This is a genomic window from Polynucleobacter sp. MWH-Braz-FAM2G (assembly GCF_018687635.1).
In the GTDB taxonomy this organism is placed as follows: domain Bacteria; phylum Pseudomonadota; class Gammaproteobacteria; order Burkholderiales; family Burkholderiaceae; genus Polynucleobacter.
In genome coordinates, this window is sequence record NZ_CP061300.1 from 1,520,799 (window position 1) to 1,542,892 (window position 22,094).

Below are 22,094 nucleotides of genomic sequence, written 5' to 3' on the forward strand. Positions count from 1 at the left end.
TCATGAGCAATTACTCCAAACTTAAGCCAAAAAAGGTTCTCTTTATTGCCACAAGGCAAATCGGTGACGTATTGGTAACCACCCCACTCATCAGTAAAGCTAGAGAGCTTTGGCCAGATGCTGAATTTCATTTTCTGGGATACCGCGGCAAGCTAGAAATGCTACATGGCAATCCCAATATTTCTGAAATGATTGAAACTTCTGACCGCCCAAAGTTTAAAGAGTATCTCAGCCTGTTTAATCGACTTTTTCAACGCTATGACTTAGCAATAGTTACGCAACCTAGTGATCGCGCTTACCTTTATGGTCTAGTAGCTGCATTTAGAAGGGTTGGCGTACTAGGCGGACATCCTCAGGGGAAAGATGTCCAAGATAGTCAGAGGCGTAGCAAAAGTGAAAAACAAAATGCGTGGAAGAAATTTATCTGCATGCATACGGTAGATGTAGATTACTTTAAGCAGCATGTCATTGCTGAAAAACTGCGCCTGTTGGAATGCTTTTTTAAAAACTCAGCCGAACTTTTTAGCAAGCCGATCACCGTAACCCCTCCCGCAGGCGAGCCTTTATCCCCTGCCATCATCAACGAACTAAAGCAACCCTTTGTAGTAGTGCACTCTGGACCACTCACCGCTTATAAACGTTGGCCACTAGCTTTCTGGCAAGAATTAATTACCTGGTTGGTAAAAAAAGGTTTTCAGGTGGTGTTGAGCGCCTCTCCTGCCAAGCAAGATATGCAGCTCAATCAAGACATCATTTCTCTATTGGATGATGCCTGTAAAAAACAGGTCATCGACGCGGCCGGCAAGCTAACCATTCCTCAAGCAGGCACTCTCATTCGTAGTGCTGCTTTGTATATCGGCGTTGATACCTCAATTACCCATTTAGCGGCTGCCTGTAATACGCCAACGATTACTCTATTTGGCGCCACGCCACCAACCAACTTTGGTCCATGGCCCAATGACTTTATCGGTGAACAGCCCTACCAATTACGAGCTCGCACCCAAACTATTGGCAATGTCACCATCTTGCAAGGTCCTGGAGAATGCGTACCCTGTCGCAAAGCAGGTTGTTTAGATAAAGCGGACAGTTACAGCGAGTGCCTAGACTTACTTGAACCAAAACAAGTGATCGAGGCGATTGAGAAAGTGCTCTCAACCCAATAAACAAAGTACTGCGGCATTGAGTTTTAGTGGTATTGAACCTGTACAGGATCTTTTTGCTTCGAGGCCAATATTTGATTCAGGCTATGCAAACAAGCATCATCAGGATAAATACGCAGCTCTTCTGGAAACTGCATTAGGCAGGCGCCACCACTGGTGGTAACAGCAGCAGTCAATATCAATCCCTTTAGACCGTCATTAGACCCAGCGGCGGATTGACTCGAAGCGCCTAACTTTGGATCTTTAACGCGATTCGTCATCAAGTAGGGATTAATTTGGTTCCGAAGCATTTTGACGTCAATAGCATCATCAATACAAACATGCACATTGCGAGCAAAGCGCATGCGTGCCCCAGTAATATCCATCACAGCCTCAGAGACGATGCGCATACCACCTGAGAACTTATCAGGCGTTACATTTACTTTAGCAATTAAGAGCTCATCCTCTTTTAACCAAGAACGATTAGGCTCATACACTTCGCTATACAGAGTAACCTCCAGAGCAGCCGATCCATCATCAATAGTCGCGATCATCATCCGACCGCGTTGGCCAGTGAGCATTCGAGCAGAGGTAATAATGCCTGCAATGAGCTGATCCTTACCTTCAGTTACCTTGGCTAAAGGCTGACGAATGAAGTGAGCTGTCTCATCACGATACGCATCAAACATATGGCCCGTTAAGCAAAGACCTAGAGCCGTTTTCTCTTCTTGTAAGCGTTTTTTCTCAGACCAAACCGGCTCACGCACCAACTCAGGTAGATGGCGATTTTCTTCGCCAGATACTTCAAATAAGCTCACCTGATGAATAGACGCTTCTGCTTGTTCAGCAGCTTCGATAGCTCTTGCTAACGAAGCGAGTAAAGTTGAACGAATGTCATACAAGTTTCCGCCGGCCGAAACAGAATCACGATAAAGACTATCGAAAGCACCAGCACGCATCAAAGCTTCAATAGCGCGACGATTTACCTGACGACGATCCACACGCGCGCAGAAATCAAATAAATCTTTAAATGGACCACCGGCTTCACGAGCTTTTACAATCGATTCAATCGCTGCCTCACCGGTACCGCGTACCGCACCCAAGCCATAACGAATATGACTAATCGGCGAATCTGGTGCCGCATCTGGCGCACGTAATGGCGTGAACTCATAAACGCCAGTATTGATATCTGGTGAGAACACCCGAATATTATTCGCCAAACAGTCGTCATACAGAATCTTCACCTTATCGGTGTCATCCATCGCGAGGGATAAGTTGGCCGCCATAAATTCAGCGGGGTAATAGGCTTTCAACCAAGCGGTTTGATAAGCTAAGAGCGCATAAGCAGCGGCATGGGATTTATTAAATCCGTAACCCGCAAAACGTTCCATCAAATCATAAATTTCATTGGCTTTAGCTTCAGAGATACCGCCAGCTTTAGCGCCATCGCTAAAGATTTTGCGATGCTGCGCCATTTCTTCGGGCTTTTTCTTACCCATCGCACGGCGCAACATATCTGCACCACCAAGAGAGTAGCCACCAATCATCTGGGCCATCTGCATGACCTGCTCTTGATAAACCATAATGCCGTAGGTCTCGCGAAGAACCGGCTCAATTCGAGGATCTGGGTACTCTACCTTTTGACGACCGTGTTTACGCTCAATAAAGTCTGGTATCAAATCCATCGGACCTGGGCGATAAAGAGCTACTAAAGCAATAATGTCCTCAAAGCGGTCTGGCTTAGCTTCCCGAAGCATGCCTTGCATGCCGCGACTTTCTAGCTGGAACACAGCAACGGTATTTGCACGCTTTAGCACTTCAAAGGCTTTTTCATCATCGAGCGGAATATCGCCGATATTCCAATCTTTGCGTTCAGCATGCAAAGCTTTAATCCAACGCTCCGCCGCAGCCAAGATAGTGAGCGTGGTTAATCCAAGGAAGTCGAACTTGACCAGTCCGATTGCCTCAACATCATCCTTATCGAATTGACTGATAACAGAGCTGCTGTCCTGATCTTTACTTTCTTGAGTGTAGAGGGGGCAAAAATCAGTGAGGCGTCCTGGCGCAATCAACACACCACCCGCATGCATACCAACGTTACGGGTCATGCCTTCTAATTGCTGTGCTAATGAAAGCAATTGACGCACTTCATCTTCATTCTTTTCGCGCTCGGCTAATTGCTTTTCTTCCTTCTTGGCCATCTCAATAGTCATGTACTGACCTGGCTTATTCGGCACCAACTTAGCGATGCCATCTACGAAGTTATAGCCTTGCTCAAGTACGCGACCAACATCACGAATAGCCGCTCTCGCAGCCATTGTTCCAAAAGTTGCAATTTGACTCACTGCATCTTTGCCGTACTTATCTTTTACATACTGAATGACGCGATCACGACCATGCTGACAGAAGTCGATATCAAAGTCGGGCATTGATACCCGTTCTGGATTTAAGAAGCGTTCAAAGAGCAAGTTGTAACGCAGTGGATCCAAATCGGTAATGCCCAATGAATACGCCACTAAAGAACCCGCACCAGATCCGCGACCAGGGCCAACCGGCACGCCATTATTTTTAGCCCAGTTAATAAAGTCCGCCACGATTAAGAAATAGCCTGGGAAACCCATTTGAGAAATCGTCTTAACCTCGAATACCAAACGCTCGTGATAACGCGCCATTTCTTTTTTGCGCTCTTCTGGGTCGGGGAAATTGCGCTCCATATGGCGCTCAAGACCAACCTCAGATTGCGCGAGCAAGTACTCATCTAAGGTAATACCTGGAGGCGTTGGAAAATCTGGCAAACGCGGCTGACCCAACACCAAAGATAAATTGCAACGTTTCGCAATTTCAACTGAATTTGCTAACGCAACTGGCAAATCAGCAAAACGTTTTTCCATTTCTTCTTGAGTTAAGAAGTACTGCTCTTCATTAAATTTTTTAGCACGTCGAGGATTGCCTAGCAACTCCCCTTCGGCAATACAAACACGAGCTTCATGAGCTGTGAAATCACTTTTCTGCATGAACTGTACGGGGTGTGTAGCAACTACTGGTAAATCTAATTCGCTAGCGAGCTGACAGGCAAGTTGAAGTTGTTTCTCATCCTGAGGATTACCACCCCGCTGAACCTCCAAATAGAAGGACTGAGGAAAAAGTTTTTCGTAACGACTTGCAACCAGCTTGGCTTGCTCCTCTTGACCAGCTAGAAGTGCTGCTCCAATCTCACCCATGCGTGCACCAGACAATGCGATTAGTCCATAAGATAAAGTGCGTTTTGCTGCCTTATCTTCCGCCTTGGCTGCAGGTTCACTGAACCAGGCCGCATCCACTTCAGCGCGACCACGTGACTGGTTATCTAAAGAAGCTCTACTGAGCAATTCACATAAGTTCAAATAACCAGAATGGTTTTGCACCAAAAGCAATAAACGATGGGGTTGATCAGGATCCTGAGGATTGCTTACCCAGATATCAGCACCTGCAATTGGCTTAATGCCACTAGAACGAGCCGCAGTATAAAAACGCACTAAGCCAAATAAATTACTTAAGTCCGTAATGGCTAAGGCGCCCATTTCATCCTTGACCGCTGCGGCAACTGCATCATCAATGCGCACGACTCCATCCGTAATTGAAAACTCGGAATGAATGCGAAGATGTACAAAACGGGGCGAAGCCATGAGATGATTTTAGCTGTGTCCCAACTCAAAAACCCCTCATCCCCACCCGACGGCTATCGCGGGCGATTTGCCCCCTCGCCCACTGGACCGCTGCATGCTGGATCTCTAGTTGCAGCCCTCGGAAGCTGGCTGGATGCCCGCAAAAACGGCGGTAAATGGCTCCTCAGAATTGAGGATTTAGATACCCCACGCTGTATTTCGGGGGCAAGTCAAATTATTCAATCTCAGCTGCTTGCATGTGGTCTTTCCTGGGATGAGGAGGTCATCTATCAATCCCAGCGAAATGAGGCCTATCAGAGGGCTTTAGTGCGCTTAAATGAGCTTGCATGCCTCTATCCCTGCGCCTGCTCTCGGCAGACTATAGCTGGCGTTTTAGCCAAACTTGGAATTGAAACGCCGCGCAACCAAGAAATGGTCTATCCAGGAACCTGCCGACCCAAGACCCCAATAAGCCACTCCATAACCGAGCCCCTAAACATAAAAAGTGCTTGGAGATTGGCGCTACCTCAAGATTGCCGAATTAAATTCAACGATTTAGCGCTAGGCCCACAAAACCAAAATCTCAACACTGAAGTGGGTGATTTTGTACTGCGCAGAAAAGATGGTTTGTTTACTTACCAGCTAGCCGTTGTTGTAGATGATGCCGAGCAAGGAATTAGCCATATCGTGCGCGGCCAAGATTTATTGAGCAATACTGCTCGGCAAATTTACCTGCAGAAGCTATTGGGATACAAAACACCGCAATATCGTCACTTACCTTTAGTACTCGATGCGCATGGTGAAAAACTGAGTAAGCAGACTTTAGCAACGCAAATTTATACTCAAGACAAACAACATGCCCTAGAAGAATTACGAAAAGCAGCTAAACATTTAGGTTTGAATAACCTACCAGATGGTGAAAACACCTCCATTGCTGAGTGGCTTTTGGCTGCCACTCATGCCTGGCAAAGCTAGAGAAGCAATTGCTCCAGCAATTACTTCTTTTTGAGACCACCCAATAAGGCGCCAACAGCAGGCTTTGCTGGTGTGATACCCACTTTTTTCTCTTGAGGTTTTGTAGCTTCAGAAGATGATGCAGTTGGTGCACCCGGCTCATAAGGCATATAAAAGAATGGGTCCGACATCTTTGCAGCCGTACCACCAGCGCTAGACGATGAACGACCAAAGGATGAACTTCCACTAGGAAGAGGTCTCACATCTAACTTGCGCTTCATCAACTTTTCAATCTCGTCGAGCAAACGCTTCTCGCTCGGATCAACCAACGCAATAGCATCTCCTTTGCTACCTGCTCGACCAGTGCGTCCAATACGATGAATAAAGTCTTCAGCGTTGTATGGTAGTTCGTGATTAATCACGCAAGGCATATCTGGAATATCTAGGCCACGAGCGGCAACATCGGTTGCTACCAGAGCCTCTATTGCGCCTGACTTAAAGGCATCCAACGTTAGAGTGCGCTCACCCTGACTCTTGTCGCCGTGAATCGCCCCCGCCTTAATGCCATCACGCTCAAGAGCACGAGATAACTTGGCACAACCTAAGCGGCTGTTGGTGAAGATGATGCACTGACGAGATAAACCAGCCCGTGTTCGGGCCTCAAGCACATTAACAATTGCACGCTGCTTATCTGCAGAAGACACCATATGCACCACTTGCTTTACGGTATCTGCAGCCGCATTTTGACGAGCCACTTCAACCGTAACTGGAGTACGCAAATAACTTTGCGCTAATTTTTTAATTTCTGGTGAGAAAGTAGCTGAGAATAAAAGAGTCTGTCTTTGGGCTGGAATCAAATTAATAATACGTTGCAAGTCAGGCAAGAAACCCATATCGAGCATGCGATCGGCTTCATCGAGCACCAGAATCTCAACCTGCGAGAGATTGGCGACCTTAGAGCCAATGTGATCAAGCAAACGCCCTGGGGTAGCAATCAAAATTTCCACGCCATTGCGCAGAATTGCTACTTGATCCTTCATATCGACTCCGCCATAAACAACGGCAGCTCTTAAATCGGTATATTTTGAATAACTAGCCGCATTCTCAGCAACCTGTACCGCTAATTCACGGGTTGGTGTAAGAACAAGCGCGCGAATAGGATGGCGCGCGGGTGAGGCACTATTGCTAGCATGACGCAAAATCTTTTGAATGATTGGCAACACAAATGCAGCCGTCTTGCCGGTACCAGTTTGAGCCGCCCCCATCAAATCGCTTCCAGATAAGACATGCGGAATCGATTGCGCTTGAATCGGAGTTGGATTGGTGTATCCCTGCTCAGAAACCGCTTTTTGAATTTGCGGATCTAAACCAAAGTCAGCAAATGTGATTGTTGATGCAGGGGAAGCGGTAAATGCGCTGGCATCACTAGGGCTGGTAGGATCACCAACCCCTGTAGAAGAATTTATTTCAGTAGCAGTATTTGTCAAGGTAACTTACAGAATGGCCGCGATGCCGGCCTTAGCAGTCTCAGCATCCTCGGTCGATTTAACGCCGGAAACGCCGACTGCGCCGATGGTAAAACCATTTACCTCGATATTGACCCCACCTTCCAACATGCCCGAAATATGTGGGGCAGATAAGAATGAAGTGCGACCGTTATTAATAATTTCTTCGTAAACACGACTCTCGCGTTTACCCATAGCTGCAGTACGCGCCTTCTCTTGAGCAATATAAGCTGAGACTGGAGCGCAACCATCACGACGAGTTAAACCCAATACATGACCGCCATCATCACAAACGGCAATCGTGACTGCCCAATTATTTGCTGCGGCATGTTTATTGGCTGCGTCCAAAATCTTTTGAACATCGGCCTGAGTTAAGTAAGGTTTAGTAGCTAACATGTTTAATCTTTCTGTCTCGAATATGGTGTATTTGCTTCATGCACTTCTATATAAGTACTTGAATTATAAGGGGTGTAGAGTAGTTCTTCATATAGAACTCCGCTACACCCCGCTTTGTACGCTTATAAGTGCTCTAAGTGCTTCTTATTTAAGGAACTCCTGGGCTGCAACCACCCCACTAGCCTTAGGTTTGTAGCCAATAGAACCCAAGCTCATTTCAACCCCGCTCAGAGCAGCCATCAGACTAAGTTCATTGCAATCGCCCAGATGACCGATGCGGAACGCCTTGCCTTTGATCTTACCTAGACCGGTGCCTAATGAAAGGTTGAATTTCTCAAGAGCATGTTTACGCAGCACATCAGCATCCATCCCCTCTGGCGTAGCAATACATGTCAGCACAGGAGAGTAAGAATTAGAGTCTTGACATTGAATCTCGAGACCCCATGCATTGACTGCTGCACGACAAGCGGCCGCCAAGCGTTGGTGACGAGCAAAAATCGTATCCAAACCTTCAGCCATCATCATGTCCATTGCCTCATGTAAGCCATACATCAAATTGGTACTTGGAGTAGTTGGCCAGTAACCATTTTTATTTGATTCCAAAATCTCATCCCAAGCCCAATAAGACTTTGAAAATGTATTGCGCTTGCTAGCCTCTATTGCTCTAGGTGATAAGGCATTAAAACCAATACCTGGTGGCAGCATCAAACCCTTTTGCGATCCAGAAATAGTGACATCCGCACCCCACTTATCGTGCTCATAATCCGCTGAGCCCAAACCAGATACGCTATCTACAAGCAATAGCGCTGGATGTTTTAAGGAATCAATCGCCTTGCGCACAGCTGCGATGTTCGAAGTAACGCCCGTTGAGGTTTCGTTATGCACCACACACACGGCTTTGATTTCATGACCCGTGTCTTTGCGTAAACGCTCTTCAATGACTGAAGCATCAACACCCCAACGCCAAGTATCTTGTCCAGACTTACCAACAACCTCAACATCGAGGCCAAGACGTTTTGCCAGCGCACGCCATAAGTTAGCGAATTGACCTGTCTCATAAAACAGCACCTTGTCACCAGGATTCAGAACGTTAACCAAAGCACCTTCCCATGCACCAGTTCCAGATGCGGAATAAATGATGACAGGCTGCTCAGTCTTAAAAATCTTTTTTATACCCTCTAAGACCTTCAGACCAAAAGCACCAAACTCTGGACCGCGATGATCGATCGTTTGATAACTGATGGAACGCAATACGCGTGGGGGAACAGGGCTTGGACCAGGAATATGTAAAAAATGGCGTCCTGATGCGTGGTTATCAAGTTTCAACATGCTTTGTCTCACTTATGGTGTGTTTATAGGTTGATTCAGGTGCTAGTGTATGACAATTTTTGGTAAATTTCCATTTTGTATACAAATTATTTATTCTAAGTCTTAAAATAAAGCCTTATTTATGGCATTAATTGCTGTATTAATACGATTTAATAGGTTATTCTTATTTTTGTATACAAATTTGTTGGACAAGGGATGAATGCATGGCGACCATAGAACAAAGCAATTCACACAATTTGCATGAAGCCATTTTTGAGAAATTGAGAACCCTTTTGGTTGAAGGCAAGATAGCCCCGGGTAGCAAACTGAATGAACGTGAACTTGCTGAGAGCCTCCATGTTTCTCGCACCCCAATTCGAGAGGCTATTCGTCGCTTAGCTGCCGAGGGCCTAGTAGAACTGATTGCCAATCGTGGCGCTATTGCCGTGCAACTTAGCCTGGAAGATGTGATGCATACCTTTGATGTCATCGCAGATCTAGAAGGTTTCTCTGGTGAGCTTGCCGCTAAAAATATTAGCGATGCCACCCTCTCTGAATTAGAAGCACTCCAATATGAAATGATGGCCTCCTATGCCCGTCGCGATCTATCTAGTTACTACAAACTCAATCTACGCATCCATCACCTCATTAATCAAGCCGCAAATAACCCTGTTCTCTCAAAACTCTTTAGTCAGGTGAATGCCCGCATTGAAGCATTGCGTTTTCGTTCTAACCAAGATGGCGTCAAATGGGAAAAGGCTGTAGAGGAACATCAGGAGATGCTAGATGCCCTCAAAGCACGTGACAGTTCTCGCATGCGCCAAATCATGATCCAGCACGTTAAAAATAAAAGGGATGTTGTAGCCCAATTACTCAATGCGGAAATCAACCGCGAGACTGCAAAACATGAATAAACCTCTTGAGCTCAAAGAACTCATGCATGACCAAGCTTCTCTAGCAAAGCGTCTTCAGCAAGAAACCTCTGGCGAAGTAATGACCGATAGCGCTAGTCGTGGACGCTATGCAACCGATGCTTCAATCTATCAAGCCATGCCCGTAGCAGTTTTTGTTCCAAAGACTGCCCAAGATATTGCCACTGCCATTCAGATTGCTGCTGATCTAGGTGTACCAGTTCTTCCGCGTGGAGGCGGCACGAGTCAGTGCGGTCAAACTACCGGTGCAGCCCTGGTCATTGATAACACCAAATACTTTAGAAACATATTGGATTTGAATCTAAATCAAGGCTATGTTGAGGTGGAGCCGGGTCTTGTTCTTGATCACCTGAATGGCTCACTGAAGCAACATGGTCTGTGGTTCCCAGTTGATGTATCTACCGCGGCACAAGCGACCATTGGCGGCATGGCCGGCAATAACTCTTGCGGCAGTCGTTCAATTGCCTACGGAAATATGGTGCATAACGTATTGGGAATCGATGCTTGGTTAGCTAATGGTCAGATAGCGCAATTTGGCAATTATGCGAATAGCTCGGGAGCCGCTAAACAATTAGGCGATTTTGTCAGACAGCTAGCAACTACCCTTCAACCAGAAATCGAAGCAAACTTTCCAAAGGTACTTCGCAGGGTCGCTGGTTATAACCTAGATATCTTTCACCCCCAAAGTGAACTTCCTTACACGCAAGATGGCAGCGTTAACCTGGCTCACTTATTGGTAGGCAGCGAGGGTACGCTGGGATACTTTAAGTCGCTCAAACTCAAACTTGCCCCTCTACCCCAACACAAAGTTCTGGGAATCGTGAACTTTGCGAGTTTTTATAAGGCCATGGATAGTGCTCAACATATCGTGAAGTTGAGTCCTACTGCTGTGGAATTAGTTGATCGCACCATGATTGATTTAGCGCGGAGCAATCCAAGCTTCAAGAAAACAATTGAAACCGCTTTAATTGATCACACCGCGCAAACTCCAGAAGCGATTTTGCTAGTAGAGTTTTCAGGCGAAGCACATGCCCCGCTTTTAGAGAAACTCAAGGCTTTGCAGGAGCTCATGAGTGACCTTGGCTTACCAGGCTCAGTGGTAACCATGCCAGATAACGCTCTTCAAAAGAATTTGTGGGAAGTGCGCAAAGCGGGTCTTAATATCATGATGAGCCTTAAAGGGGATGGCAAGCCAGTAAGCTTTATTGAAGACTGTGCCGTGCCTTTAGAAAGTCTCGCAGATTACACGCAGGCACTAACTGATGTGTTCTCCAAATATGGATCGCGCGGCACTTGGTATGCCCATGCCTCAGTTGGGACGCTGCATGTACGCCCCATTCTGGACATGCGCAGAGACGGCGCCCAGAAAATGCGTGCGGTTGCTGAAGAGGCATCTGCATTGGTTCGCAAATATAAAGGTGCATATAGTGGGGAACATGGTGATGGTCTTTGTAGAGGTGAATGGATTTCTTGGCAATTTGGACCCAAGATTACAGAAGCGCTAGCTGAAATCAAATACGCCTTTGATCCTAAAGGATTGTTTAATCCAGGCAAGATCATTGATCCACCGAAGATGGATGATGTAAGTAACTTTCGATTTCCACCAAGCTATAAAGTGATTCCACTGCAACCAGCTTTGGATTGGTCTGCTTGGAATGTGCAAAATAATCCCATCACAGAAGAAACCACAGCACCTGGCACAGGAGGTGACCCAGCCATGGGCTTGGCTAAAGCAGTTGAGATGTGCAATAACAATGGCCACTGTCGAAAGTTTGATGCAGAGGTCATGTGTCCAAGCTATCGAGTTACTCGCGATGAAAAACATCTCACACGAGGAAGGGCTAATACCCTGCGCCTGGCTTTATCCAATCAACTAGATCTAAAGAGCAGCACAACACCAGATTCTTCCCCATTGGCAAGTGATGCCATTAAAGAAGTGATGGAGCTATGTGTTAGCTGTAAAGCCTGCCGCCGCGAGTGCCCTACTGGGGTTGATATGGCTAAGATGAAAATTGAATTTTTATCTGCCTATAAGAAACGGGTTGGGCATTCTTTGCGAGACTTAGCAGTTGCGTATTTGCCAAAATACGCATCTCTCATTAGCGATATCCCCCTACTTACAGCCTTATTGAATTTGCGCAATCACTTAAAGCCAATTGCAAAACTTCAAGAGTGGGTAATGGGCATTTCTGCGCAAAGAAGTTTGCCAACATGGAAAGCAAATACTTTCTGGAAACAAAATTTATCCAAGACCCACCAATACACTCCAGAGCAATTGGCAAGCAATGCTGATGGCAAAGGAGTTGTTCTGCTAGCAGATACCTTTAATGCCTATTTTGAAGATGAGAATCTAAAGGCCGCATTAAAGGTTCTGGGCGCTGCCGGCTATCGCGTGCACATTCCACAAAAGAGTGCTAATAAACAAGCCCAACAAGAAAATAAAGTGGGCGGCTCTTGCTCTAAAGAGTTTTGCTGTGGCAGAACCTATTTGTCTGCTGGTATGGTGGATAAAGCCAAAGCAACACTCGGCGAATTACTTGATCACTTAGCACCATACGCTGCAAAAAATATCCCCATCATTGGTTTAGAACCCTCCTGCTTATTTACCCTAAAGGATGAAGCTTTGGTTATGGGATTTGGTGAGCGGGCTATCGATGTCTCAAAGCAAGCTCAACTTTTAGAAGAATTTTTAGCCAGTGAAATAAAAGCAGGCAACCTCAATCTAAAACTCAACAGTGCTAAGAAGCCAATACTCTTTCATGGGCACTGCCATCAGAAATCATTTGCAGCAGTAACACCGGCGATGGAATTACTGAGATTGATTCCTAACGCAGAACCCAAATTAATCGAGTCCTCTTGCTGTGGAATGGCTGGTAGCTTTGGCTATGAAGCTGAACATATTGAAGTATCTAAACAAATGGCAGAGGCAAGTCTGCTACCAAGTATTCGTAAAACGCCTGATGCTTGGGTAGTGGCAGATGGTACTAGTTGTCGCCATCAGATTGCAGATGGCACCCAAAGAGAGGCTGTACATATCGCCAAAATTTTGGCAGCGCATCTTCAATAGTAACGATGCAAAAGATGCAACGATATCTTATAAAGAGTTAACGAATAACGCCGTAGCCCACCATCAATAAGGTTCCTGTCAATAAGGCAGGAACCAAACGCTTGGTAGGTTTAGAAACCATCACACCAATAGCTAAGGCGCAGATCAAGATCCGAATCCAAAGTGGTACTGTAGCCATCAAACCTAAAGGCATCACAATCAGACGCACCGTTAAAGCAGCAACCATGGCATAAGTTACAGCCGCCAACCAGCGGAAGATTTCACTTTCTTGATTGATGCTCTGAGATAGAAATACTCCAATTGCACGACAGAAGTAAGTTCCTAAACAGGCACCTACCAAAGCAATCCACAAGCCCCAGCCAGAAAGCGCATTTGCCATACTATTCATCGCACTCATTACCCCGCCACTCCAGCTTTCTTGCGCAAGAACTTACGATCAATCAAGTAGGCTAAGGTGCCTGCCACTAAACCCGCTGTTAATAGACTGGTATCGCGATCGAGCAAAAAGAATATTGGACCAAAGATGCATCCCAATAGAATCGCAATCCGATTAATCCAAGGCTTTACTTCAGTAAAGGTCAATAAGAAAAATAATGGGTTGATGAAAACCAAACCAAGCGTAATCGGAGGTGGCACCATACCCGCTAAGTAATAGCCCAAAATAGTTCCTGGAATAGAGATCAGCCAACACAACAAACCTAAGCCAACAAAATAACTTAAGCGATGCTTAATCTCAATCGCATGAAACTCACGCATCGATATAGCCCATGCAGTCATTGCCAATAAATGCACAGATGCATACAAACTCCGATTGCGATCTCTTTGATGAAACTGCGGAAATAGTGTCACCGTCATGGTGATGAAGCGAGTAGATGTCAGCGTCACAGCCAAAGCAATGGCAAAGACTGAAGAGCCCGTAATCGCCATTTCCAGTAAGACCACTTGCCCTGGCAAAGCGAACATAAAGAAGGAAGTCAAAGTGGTAAACCAAACATCAAAACCATTGGTTTTACCCATCGCCCCAAATCCAACCATACCAGCAAAAAGCACCATGGCAGGCGCTCCTGCAGCGTCCCGAATTCCTGACCAAAAAGCATCTTTTGGGTCTTTAAAGCGCTGTGCTGCAGACTCCTCTAGCGCGATTTCGCTAGGATCAATATAGGGCTGGTCTGCTGATGACATCTATGGATTGTAAAAGCTTGAGCTATTTTTTGCTTAAACACGAGCTGATAAAGCCCATTCAATATGCTCTGCGACCAAAGTATCTGCACTGGACAGCGCATTACTCAATGCCACCTGAATTGCCACCTTATCTTCCCCTCGCACTTGAGGGTTTGCTAGAGCATTACCCATAGCGACAGCTAAGTTACGCCGCCATTTACTATATCCAATCCTCCGAATTGCACTTCCCTCATGCCGTTGCTCAAACTCCGACTGAGTCCAAGACCAAAGCTCTAAAAGAGTAGCTCCCCCTAAACCATGGCGCTCTGCAAAATCGGGTAATAGCGTTCTTTTGGCAAACTTGTTCCACGGGCATATTAATTGGCAGTCATCACAGCCGTACACTCGATTACCCATCGCCCTTCTAAATTCCACTGGTATTGCCTCAGGGTTCTCAATGGTGAGGTAAGAGATGCATCGCCGTGCATCTAATTGATATGGTGCTGTAATAGCTTTAGTAGGGCAAATATCAATACATGAAGTACAAGTGCCACAATGTTCATCTTGCTCTTGATCAATTGGCAAAGGGACATCAATCAAAATCTCGCCCAAGAAAAAAGTTGAGCCTGATTCTCGATTTAATAACAAGGTATGCTTTCCTCGCCAACCTAAACCTGCTTTGCGCGCTAGCTCCACTTCCATAAGAGGCGCTGAGTCGGTAAACACGCGATAACCAAATGAACCAATTCTTTCTTCAATTGCTTTTGCAAATTCTTGCAAACGATTGCGAAGAACCTTGTGATAATCCCGGCCACGCGCATACATCGAGACCACCCCTTGCGTAGCATCCTCAAGTCGCGCCCACTCAGCATCAAAATCTATCTCAGGGGGAAGATAGTTCATCGAAACACATATAACTCGAACCGTACCAGGAACCAAAAGCTCGGGGTTAGAACGCAAGTCAGCATGACGTTGCATATATTCCATATGACCGTGTCGTCCCTGTGACAACCATTCTTTAAGTCGATCAGAAGCTGACCCTAAATAGGTATCAGTAATTCGCAGTCCATCAAAACCCAACTGTGCAGACTGCTCCCCAAGCCATTCGCGTAGGCTGGCTTGATCTAAAGACTGTGGCGTGGCAGATAAAGGCATATGGAATACAGAATGTAGCGCAATAATTGAATAAACTAGGGAAATGACTGGAAATCAAACGCCCCAGATAACACCAAAGGCTTCTTTTAAGCAATATTGTAGGCAGGAATCAGAAACTGCCAAACTTGCTAAAGCATTTGCTGTTAGCCTCGAACAGTGGATTAGTCAAAACCCACATGCACATCTCAATATCTCTCTCGAAGGGGATTTAGGTGCAGGCAAAACTACCTTTGCCAGGTATTTAATTCAGGGCATGGGACATGAAGGTCGCGTAAAAAGTCCTACCTACACATTGTGCGAACCCTATCCTATCCAAAAAAATCATCTGTCATTTACAGCGCATCACTTTGATCTTTACCGCATGCGCGATCCTTTAGAGTGGCAAGAGGCTGGGTTTGCAGAGCATTTTGATGTGCCAGGCTTGTGCTTGATTGAGTGGCCAGAAAAAGCGGAGGGCACTTTACCCCCATTTGACATTCAGATTCAGCTGCAAGCTGGCGCCGATGAGAATGAACGCTCAATCACAATCAATGCACTTTCTGAGGCCGGTAAAACAGCAATAGATAGCATTGACATAAATTAGAGATGAGTAGCAAAACAGCCAATCTTTCTAGAAGAAAATATCTAAAGACCTCTGCGAAGGTCTTGGGTTTTGTACTTCTACTTAAAGAAGCAGATATCGCTTGGGGTGCCAAGATTCTTGGCGTACGTGTATGGCCTTCCGAAGACTACACCCGCGTTACCCTGGAATCAGATACTCCCCTACCGATAACACAACAAATTCTGACTAATCCAGATCGCCTAGTGGTAGATGTGCAAGGATTAGAGCTAAATCCCACCCTCAAAGATTTAGTTGCCAAAATTAAACCGAATGATCCCTACATCTCCCAAGTGCGGGTAGGCCAATTTCAGCCAGGGATCGTACGTTTGGTATTTGATTTAAAGGAGCCAATCAAGCCCCAACTCTTTACGCTTGATCCGATAGGTGAATACAACTACCGCATGGTATTTGACTTATACCCGACCACTCCACCTGATCCATTAATGGCCCTGGTAAGAAGTAGCGCAAAAAAAGAGAGTGCCTTAGAAAAATCCAACGAAGAAATCGATCTAATTGCGCAATTTGCCACCAAGAAAGAAAAAGAGCTGGCAAAGATACCAGCAGCTCCAGTAGCACAAGCGATTCCAGAAATCAAAGAGCCTCCCGCAACCGCTAAATATAAGCGCTTAATTACGATTGCGATTGATCCCGGTCATGGGGGTGAAGATCCAGGTGCGATTGGTGCCGCAGGTTCTAGAGAAAAGAATGTTGTACTCGCCATTGCTAAACGACTCAAAGATAAGATTGAGAACGAAGCTTATATGCGCCCTTTCTTGACTAGAGATGGTGATTACTTTGTGCCGCTTCATGTCAGGGTGCAAAAAGCAAGGCGAGTTGAGGCTGATTTATTTGTATCGATTCATGCAGATGCATTTATTGAAAGAAATGCTAGAGGCGCTTCAGTATTTGCCTTATCTCAAATGGGCGCTAGTAGCACTACAGCCCGCTGGATGGCCAATAAAGAAAATGCTTCCGATCTCATCGGCGGTATCAATATCAAGACGCAAGATCGTCAAGTGGCAAACCTACTGCTAGACATGTCCACCACTGCCCAGATTAAGGATTCACTTCAAGTAGGCAATTCCATTCTGAAGCAAATCGGTGGCTTTGCGGCTCTCCATAAACCCAAAGTAGAGCAAGCCAGTTTTGCGGTACTAAAAGCTCCAGATATCCCCTCCATCCTCGTTGAGACCGCATTTATCAGCAACCCACAAGAGGAAGCACGTCTAAACGACGACAGCTATCAGGATCGGATTGCTGAGGCCATTTTGCGTGGAATTAAGGATTATTTTTCCAAAAATCCACCTGTTGCCCGCCGAGTGAACTCATAGGAACTTGTAAGTACAAGGGCTGAAGGGCAGACTCAGCAAGCAAAGGGATGCCCAATAAACTTCTTGCTATAATTTATGGCTTAACTGGGTCGGTAGCTCAGTCGGTAGAGCAGCGGACTTTTAATCCGTTGGTCGCGAGTTCGAATCTCGCCCGACCCACCAGTTATACGAAAGCCTCTAGAGAAATCTAGGGGCTTTTTCTTTTGGTTACAGTAAATGTGTTGAAACTGTTGGTGGCAATAGGAGATCTATTGGGACGCTATAGGTCAGGATGACGGGCGCTGGGTGGGACTAGGCGACCATGAGCGACTATGAGCGACTATTTGAGATTGATAGGATTATGTGGAACACAAGTGTCGCGAAACGCGACACTTGTAGCTTAACTTCAGATTTAAGAATGGGCGACCACCATGTTTGTCGGGTAACCCGACAAAAAAACCACCCCGAAGGGTGGCTTTAGTTTTTGATGAATTCCCATTAAATCAATAGGTCTTGTAGGCCAGGTACTTTCCAGAAAGAACAACCTGCACTCGATCACCCTTGGGATCTGGCTCGCGCTGAATATCCATTGAGAAATCAATCGCACTCATAATACCGTCGCCAAACTCTTCATGAATTAGCTCTTTAATAGTGGTGCCATAAACGTTCACAATCTCATACCAACGATAGATTAATGGATCTGTTGGAACAGCAGTCGGCAAAGACCCCTTGTATGGAACAATTTGTAACCAGGCCATTTCCTCATCAGTCAAATCAAATAACTTACCTACCGCTTCTGCCTGCGCTTTGGTAAATGTCATTTGACCTAGGCAACCTGCAGTGACCCATTCCTTAGACTCACCTATTGCATTTGCTATATCGCTCCACTTCATGCCTTTGCGAACTTTGGCTTCGATAATTTTTTGTGTAACTACTGAACGATCCATTTTTTTCTCCTAGTTTAAGTTTTAGTTAATTAAGCAATAGCGGCATCAACACCTGGAAGCACTACGACAGGCTTATATCCATCTAACTCACCATTTGCACCCTTTACTTGCAAATCCTTCGATCTATTAACAAGAAAATCTACTAAATGATTGCGCATGGGGTAATACATAGCATCATGATGTAAATTTGCTCGCTTTCTGCCTTTAGGCAAAGTATTGACAACGATTTCAGCGATACGTGCATTGGGGCCATTACTCATCAACATAATTTTGTCGGAGAGCAGAATTGCTTCATCAACATCATGGGTAATCATGAAGACAGTTTGATTAGTTTCCTTGCAAATTTTGAGGAGTTCGTCTTGAATGACCCCACGAGTCAATGCATCCAAGGCGCCAAATGGCTCATCAAGCAATAGCATTTTTGGTTCAATTGCGAAAGCCCTTGCAATTCCAACCCTCTGCTTCATGCCGCCAGATAATTCTGATGGTTTTTTCGTTTCAGCATTTACCAAACCAACCATAGCTAGGTACTTTTTAGAATGCTCGGTAATTTGCTCCTTTGACCAGTCGGGATACTTTGACTTCACGGCAAAAGCGACGTTCTGTAATACCGTCATCCAAGGCATCAATGCATGACCCTGAAAGACAACGCCTCGCTCCAAACCAGGCCCTTGAATGCGCTTACCAAGCATGATTGCATCACCACCGGTGGCATCCTCAAGACCTGCCAACACATTAAGGATAGTAGTCTTACCGCATCCAGAATGGCCAATAATACAAACAAACTCCCCTTTTTCGATTTCAAAATCGATGCCCTCAAATACTGGAGGTGCATCAGCTTTATAAGACTTACTGAGATTAGAGACTTTGAGAAAGGTGTTTTCAGTCTGCATACGATACCGCCTTTTGTAACTTGCCAAATGCTGTATCAAGCAGCATTCCAACAATGCCAATTAAAAGAATTGCGAAAATTACACTAGATAGAGATAGGTTATTCCACTCATTCCATAGAAAATAGCCAATGCCAGTTCCACCGACAAGCATTTCGGCAGCAACAATCACTAACCAGGCAATACCCATAGATATGCGCATACCAGTCAGGATCGTTGGCGCTGCTGCAGGGAGAATCACTAAAAACGCCTTTCGTAGTGGAGATACTTCCAATGTTTTGGCAACATTCAATAATTCTTTACGAACATTCGCAACACCAAATGCAGTATTTAGAAGCATTGGCCATACAGAACAAATAAAGATCACAAAAATTCCAGAAATTGAGGAATCTTTAATGGTATACAGCGCGATAGGCATCCAAGCTAATGGGGAGATCGGCTTTAAGATTTGAATAAATGGATTAAATGCTTCATACGCCAAGGGTGACATCCCTATCCAAAAACCAAATGGTATTGCCACAATCATGGCCAACAAAAAACCAAGGCCAACACGAGCCAAGGAATATGCCAGCTGAATACCAATTCCCTTATCGTTTGGGCCATTGTCATAAAAAGGATTAGACAACTGCTTGTAAATAGTTTGCCCCATTTGCGTTAAAGTTGGAAAACCGGTTTTCTGAACAGGTTCACCACCACCTTGGCCCATAAGACTGTTGTATTCACTAGAGTTAGTTGATACACCGGCTGGAGACGCAACCTTTTGAGTTGTTGCCATGTGCCAAATCGATAAGCACATGAACAAAATTACAACCGATAAGATTGCGCCCTTGACCTTAATTGATATTGTTTTCATTCGTTTACCTTAAATTCATGCTTTACTAATTTGAAATGATTTCAAATAGGCTGTCGGCTGACTTGGATCAAATTCTTTTCCCATAATCTTGTCTTTTTTATATCCCGCTTTAGCTAATGGTGGAACAGTAATACCAGTTTCACCCATATACTTTTTAGCATCGGTTAACAAGAATACTTTTTCAGAAATGTCTTTGTAATTCACATCACCTTTGACATATCCCCAACGCTGCATTTGAGTCAACATCCAAGTCGCCATGGAGTACCAAGGTATTGGGTTGAAGTCGATGCGATCCGGTACGTTTTGAACATTACCTAAGCCATCGGCAAACTTACCAGTAAGTACCTGCATTACTACCGTTTCAGGCTGATTAAGATAATTAGGCGCAGAAATTACTTTTGCAATTAATGGTCTATTTACCGGATCACGCGCCATAGTGGATGCATTTAATACCGCACGATATAAGGCTGCAAAAGTATTGGGATTTTTCTTGATAAATTCTTCAGAGGTTCCAAAAGCACAACATGGATGCCCATCCCAAATTTGCTTAGTCAGAATATGAATAAATCCAACCTCATCATAGACGGCACGCTGGTTAAATGGATCTGGCCCTAGGAAACCATCAATGTTGCCTGCACGCAAGTTAGCAACCATCTCTGGCGGTGGAGTTACACGAATCTGAATATCTTTGTCAGGATCTAAGCCAGCTTGAGCAACGTAATAACGCAATAGGAAGTTATGCATTGAATATTCAAACGGAACAGCAAACTTCATCCCCCTCCAGTTTTTAGGATCACGATTATCTTTGTGCTTATTGGCTAATGTGATTGCTTGACCGTTCACGTTTTGAATGGTTGCCACCCTCATCTGTGTGGGGTCTGAACCTAAGCCCATAGACATTGAAATAGGCATTGGTGACAAAAAGTGAGAGGCATCATGCTCTTTATTGAGCATCTTGTCACGTATCAGAGCCCATCCCGCCGTTTTATTTAATGTGACATTGAGACCCTGCTTTTTATAAAAACCCAAGGGATCTGACATGATCAATGGTGTTGCACATGTAATTGCAATAAAGCCAATTTTTAGATCTGGTTTTTCAAGAGGAGCTTTCTCTTGTGCCATTGCCTGCAATGAGCCTACTGGCAAGAAACCTGATAACGCACTCATTGCACCACCAGCTCCAACAGCCTTTAAGAATGCACGTCTGCGTGCCTCTTGTGGAAATAAAGCCTTGACTAAACTGGCCTCAACAAAATCCGCGCTCTCTTGTTCAATATCTATTTTTGTAGAAAGCGAATTTTCATGATCCAACTCGGAGGCGTGCTGACCACAACTACAGCGACTGCTAAATAAAGGTCTATCTGGATCAAATGGGCGATATGAATTCATTTATAGCTCCTAGTAAGTAATTAAGATGCTGCTTGCAATATCTTGAAATAATTTTGAGATTCAATGAATGGGGTGAGCGTATGGAGTTTTTTTCTATAAACCTCCCCTACCATCACCACAACTGGTTGTCTATCTAAAAACTGATGATGAACATCGCCATAGCGCAATCCATCCAAAGTGCAGCCAAAGCTGCGTTGTGCTGGGAGACTGACTGATTCCATCAAACAAACAGGGGTATCGGCCTTATAGCCATTAGCAATCAATGTTGTTGCAACTTCAGATAGCTGATCACGCGACATATAGTAGATTGCAGTTTTATGATCTTCATGCGCGCAACGGCCAGGAAGCGTGGTCAGTGTCAAGGTTCTACTTAACTCCCTGGTGGTTGGAGGCTGCTTAAGCTCTGCCGAGGCTGCTAAGGCAGTAGTGATGCCTGGAACAATCTCATAGGGCACGTTTGCTTTCTCAAGAGCGTCAATTTCCTCCTGTGCACGACCAAAGATCATCGGATCCCCGCCTTTCAGGCGCACAACTACTGAGTACTTGCCTGCAGCATCCACCAATTGCTTGTTAATGAAGTGCTGAGAGCTTGAATGCGATCCACATCTTTTCCCCACCTGCACCAACTTAGTTCTAGGACACCACTCCAGCATAGAAATATCAATGAGTGCATCATAAAAAACAATGTCCGCATTACCTAAAATCCTGGCACCGCGTACAGTAATAAGATCAGAGGCGCCGGGACCAGCACCAATAAGGTACACGCCCGGTTCAATCCAGTGGGCTGTATTGGTAATGACTGTTAATGGTGCAATTTGTTTCATGCCTCATTTTTAACAGTCA

Annotated in this window: 18 protein-coding genes and 1 tRNA gene; 7 read left to right on the forward strand and 12 right to left on the reverse strand. The window is 45.2% G+C overall.

Features of this window, described 5'->3' with window-relative positions; genetic code table 11:
- Nucleotides 1-2: 2 nt before the first annotated feature.
- On the forward strand, nucleotides 3-1,163 hold the full coding sequence (locus FD973_RS07685; RefSeq protein WP_215322764.1) for a glycosyltransferase family 9 protein: 1,161 nt from the start codon (nucleotides 3-5) through the stop codon (nucleotides 1,161-1,163).
- Between the two features lie 23 nt (nucleotides 1,164-1,186).
- On the opposite strand, the gene dnaE is transcribed toward FD973_RS07685, so the two are convergent.
- Nucleotides 1,187-4,804, reverse strand: coding sequence for a DNA polymerase III subunit alpha (gene dnaE, locus FD973_RS07690; protein WP_215322765.1), 3,618 nt, complete (start codon nucleotides 4,802-4,804; stop codon nucleotides 1,187-1,189).
- 3 nt (nucleotides 4,805-4,807) lie between these two features.
- Between dnaE and gluQRS the strand changes: the two genes are divergently transcribed.
- Nucleotides 4,808-5,758: a tRNA glutamyl-Q(34) synthetase GluQRS gene (gene gluQRS / locus FD973_RS07695; RefSeq protein ID WP_215322766.1), complete on the forward strand. Its 951-nt coding sequence runs from the start codon at nucleotides 4,808-4,810 to the stop codon at nucleotides 5,756-5,758.
- Nucleotides 5,759-5,778: 20 nt separating this feature from the next.
- On the opposite strand, the gene FD973_RS07700 is transcribed toward gluQRS, so the two are convergent.
- From FD973_RS07700 to FD973_RS07710, 3 genes are all read right to left on the reverse strand, one after another.
- Complete coding sequence (locus tag FD973_RS07700) at nucleotides 5,779-7,224, reverse strand: DEAD/DEAH box helicase (protein ID WP_215322767.1); 1,446 nt, start codon at nucleotides 7,222-7,224, stop codon at nucleotides 5,779-5,781.
- A 6-nt stretch (nucleotides 7,225-7,230) separates the two neighbouring features.
- The gene (locus FD973_RS07705) at nucleotides 7,231-7,638 is read right to left on the reverse strand and encodes a heme-binding protein (protein WP_114662755.1); all 408 of its coding nucleotides are present in this window, start codon (nucleotides 7,636-7,638) and stop codon (nucleotides 7,231-7,233) included.
- Nucleotides 7,639-7,782: 144 nt separating this feature from the next.
- The gene (locus tag FD973_RS07710) at nucleotides 7,783-8,967 is read right to left on the reverse strand and encodes an alanine--glyoxylate aminotransferase family protein (RefSeq protein WP_215322768.1); all 1,185 of its coding nucleotides are present in this window, start codon (nucleotides 8,965-8,967) and stop codon (nucleotides 7,783-7,785) included.
- A gap of 203 nt (nucleotides 8,968-9,170) precedes the next feature.
- Between FD973_RS07710 and FD973_RS07715 the strand changes: the two genes are divergently transcribed.
- Together FD973_RS07715 and FD973_RS07720 are read left to right on the forward strand one after the other, a co-directional pair.
- Nucleotides 9,171-9,860 carry a GntR family transcriptional regulator gene (locus FD973_RS07715; protein WP_215322769.1) on the forward strand — a complete coding sequence of 230 codons (690 nt, stop codon included), beginning with the start codon at nucleotides 9,171-9,173 and terminating at the stop codon, nucleotides 9,858-9,860.
- On the forward strand, nucleotides 9,853-12,945 hold the full coding sequence (locus tag FD973_RS07720) for an FAD-binding and (Fe-S)-binding domain-containing protein (RefSeq protein WP_215322770.1): 3,093 nt from the start codon (nucleotides 9,853-9,855) through the stop codon (nucleotides 12,943-12,945). Before FD973_RS07715 ends, FD973_RS07720 begins: the two co-directional genes overlap by 8 nt.
- 37 nt (nucleotides 12,946-12,982) lie before the next feature.
- On the opposite strand, the gene FD973_RS07725 is transcribed toward FD973_RS07720, so the two are convergent.
- The 3 genes from FD973_RS07725 to queG are packed head-to-tail and all read right to left on the reverse strand — an operon-like array spanning nucleotide 12,983 to nucleotide 15,261.
- Entirely contained in the window at nucleotides 12,983-13,342 is a 360-nt protein-coding gene (locus FD973_RS07725; protein WP_215322771.1) for an AzlD domain-containing protein, read from the reverse strand.
- Nucleotides 13,342-14,127 carry an AzlC family ABC transporter permease gene (locus tag FD973_RS07730; protein ID WP_215322772.1) on the reverse strand — a complete coding sequence of 262 codons (786 nt, stop codon included), beginning with the start codon at nucleotides 14,125-14,127 and terminating at the stop codon, nucleotides 13,342-13,344. The genes FD973_RS07725 and FD973_RS07730 overlap by 1 nt, the downstream gene beginning before the upstream one ends.
- A 33-nt stretch (nucleotides 14,128-14,160) precedes the next feature.
- On the reverse strand, nucleotides 14,161-15,261 hold the full coding sequence (gene queG, locus FD973_RS07735) for a tRNA epoxyqueuosine(34) reductase QueG (RefSeq protein ID WP_215322773.1): 1,101 nt from the start codon (nucleotides 15,259-15,261) through the stop codon (nucleotides 14,161-14,163).
- Nucleotides 15,262-15,304: 43 nt separating this feature from the next.
- Between queG and tsaE the strand changes: the two genes are divergently transcribed.
- The 3 genes from tsaE to FD973_RS07750 all read left to right on the forward strand — a co-directional run bounded on the left by tsaE (nucleotide 15,305) and on the right by FD973_RS07750 (nucleotide 17,355).
- A complete protein-coding gene (gene tsaE / locus FD973_RS07740; RefSeq protein WP_215322774.1) occupies nucleotides 15,305-15,844 on the forward strand; it encodes a tRNA (adenosine(37)-N6)-threonylcarbamoyltransferase complex ATPase subunit type 1 TsaE in 540 nt (179 codons plus the stop codon).
- 2 nt (nucleotides 15,845-15,846) lie between these two features.
- The gene (locus FD973_RS07745; RefSeq protein WP_215322775.1) at nucleotides 15,847-17,193 is read left to right on the forward strand and encodes an N-acetylmuramoyl-L-alanine amidase; all 1,347 of its coding nucleotides are present in this window, start codon (nucleotides 15,847-15,849) and stop codon (nucleotides 17,191-17,193) included.
- Between the two features lie 86 nt (nucleotides 17,194-17,279).
- A tRNA-Lys gene (locus tag FD973_RS07750) sits at nucleotides 17,280-17,355 on the forward strand.
- Between the two features lie 320 nt (nucleotides 17,356-17,675).
- Here FD973_RS07750 and cynS read toward each other — a convergent pair.
- Genes cynS through cobA form a run of 5 tightly spaced genes read right to left on the reverse strand, consistent with a single transcriptional unit; the run spans nucleotide 17,676 to nucleotide 22,075 of the window.
- On the reverse strand, nucleotides 17,676-18,119 hold the full coding sequence (gene cynS / locus FD973_RS07755; RefSeq protein WP_215322776.1) for a cyanase: 444 nt from the start codon (nucleotides 18,117-18,119) through the stop codon (nucleotides 17,676-17,678).
- Between the two features lie 29 nt (nucleotides 18,120-18,148).
- On the reverse strand, nucleotides 18,149-19,012 hold the full coding sequence (locus FD973_RS07760; protein ID WP_215322777.1) for an ABC transporter ATP-binding protein: 864 nt from the start codon (nucleotides 19,010-19,012) through the stop codon (nucleotides 18,149-18,151).
- Nucleotides 19,002-19,862: a nitrate ABC transporter permease gene (gene ntrB, locus FD973_RS07765; protein WP_215322778.1), complete on the reverse strand. Its 861-nt coding sequence runs from the start codon at nucleotides 19,860-19,862 to the stop codon at nucleotides 19,002-19,004. Before ntrB ends, FD973_RS07760 begins: the two co-directional genes overlap by 11 nt.
- Before the next feature lie 15 nt (nucleotides 19,863-19,877).
- The gene (locus FD973_RS07770) at nucleotides 19,878-21,251 is read right to left on the reverse strand and encodes a CmpA/NrtA family ABC transporter substrate-binding protein (RefSeq protein ID WP_215322779.1); all 1,374 of its coding nucleotides are present in this window, start codon (nucleotides 21,249-21,251) and stop codon (nucleotides 19,878-19,880) included.
- Nucleotides 21,252-21,271: 20 nt separating this feature from the next.
- Entirely contained in the window at nucleotides 21,272-22,075 is an 804-nt protein-coding gene (cobA, locus tag FD973_RS07775) for a uroporphyrinogen-III C-methyltransferase (RefSeq protein WP_215322780.1), read from the reverse strand.
- Between the last annotated feature and the right edge of the window lie 19 nt (nucleotides 22,076-22,094).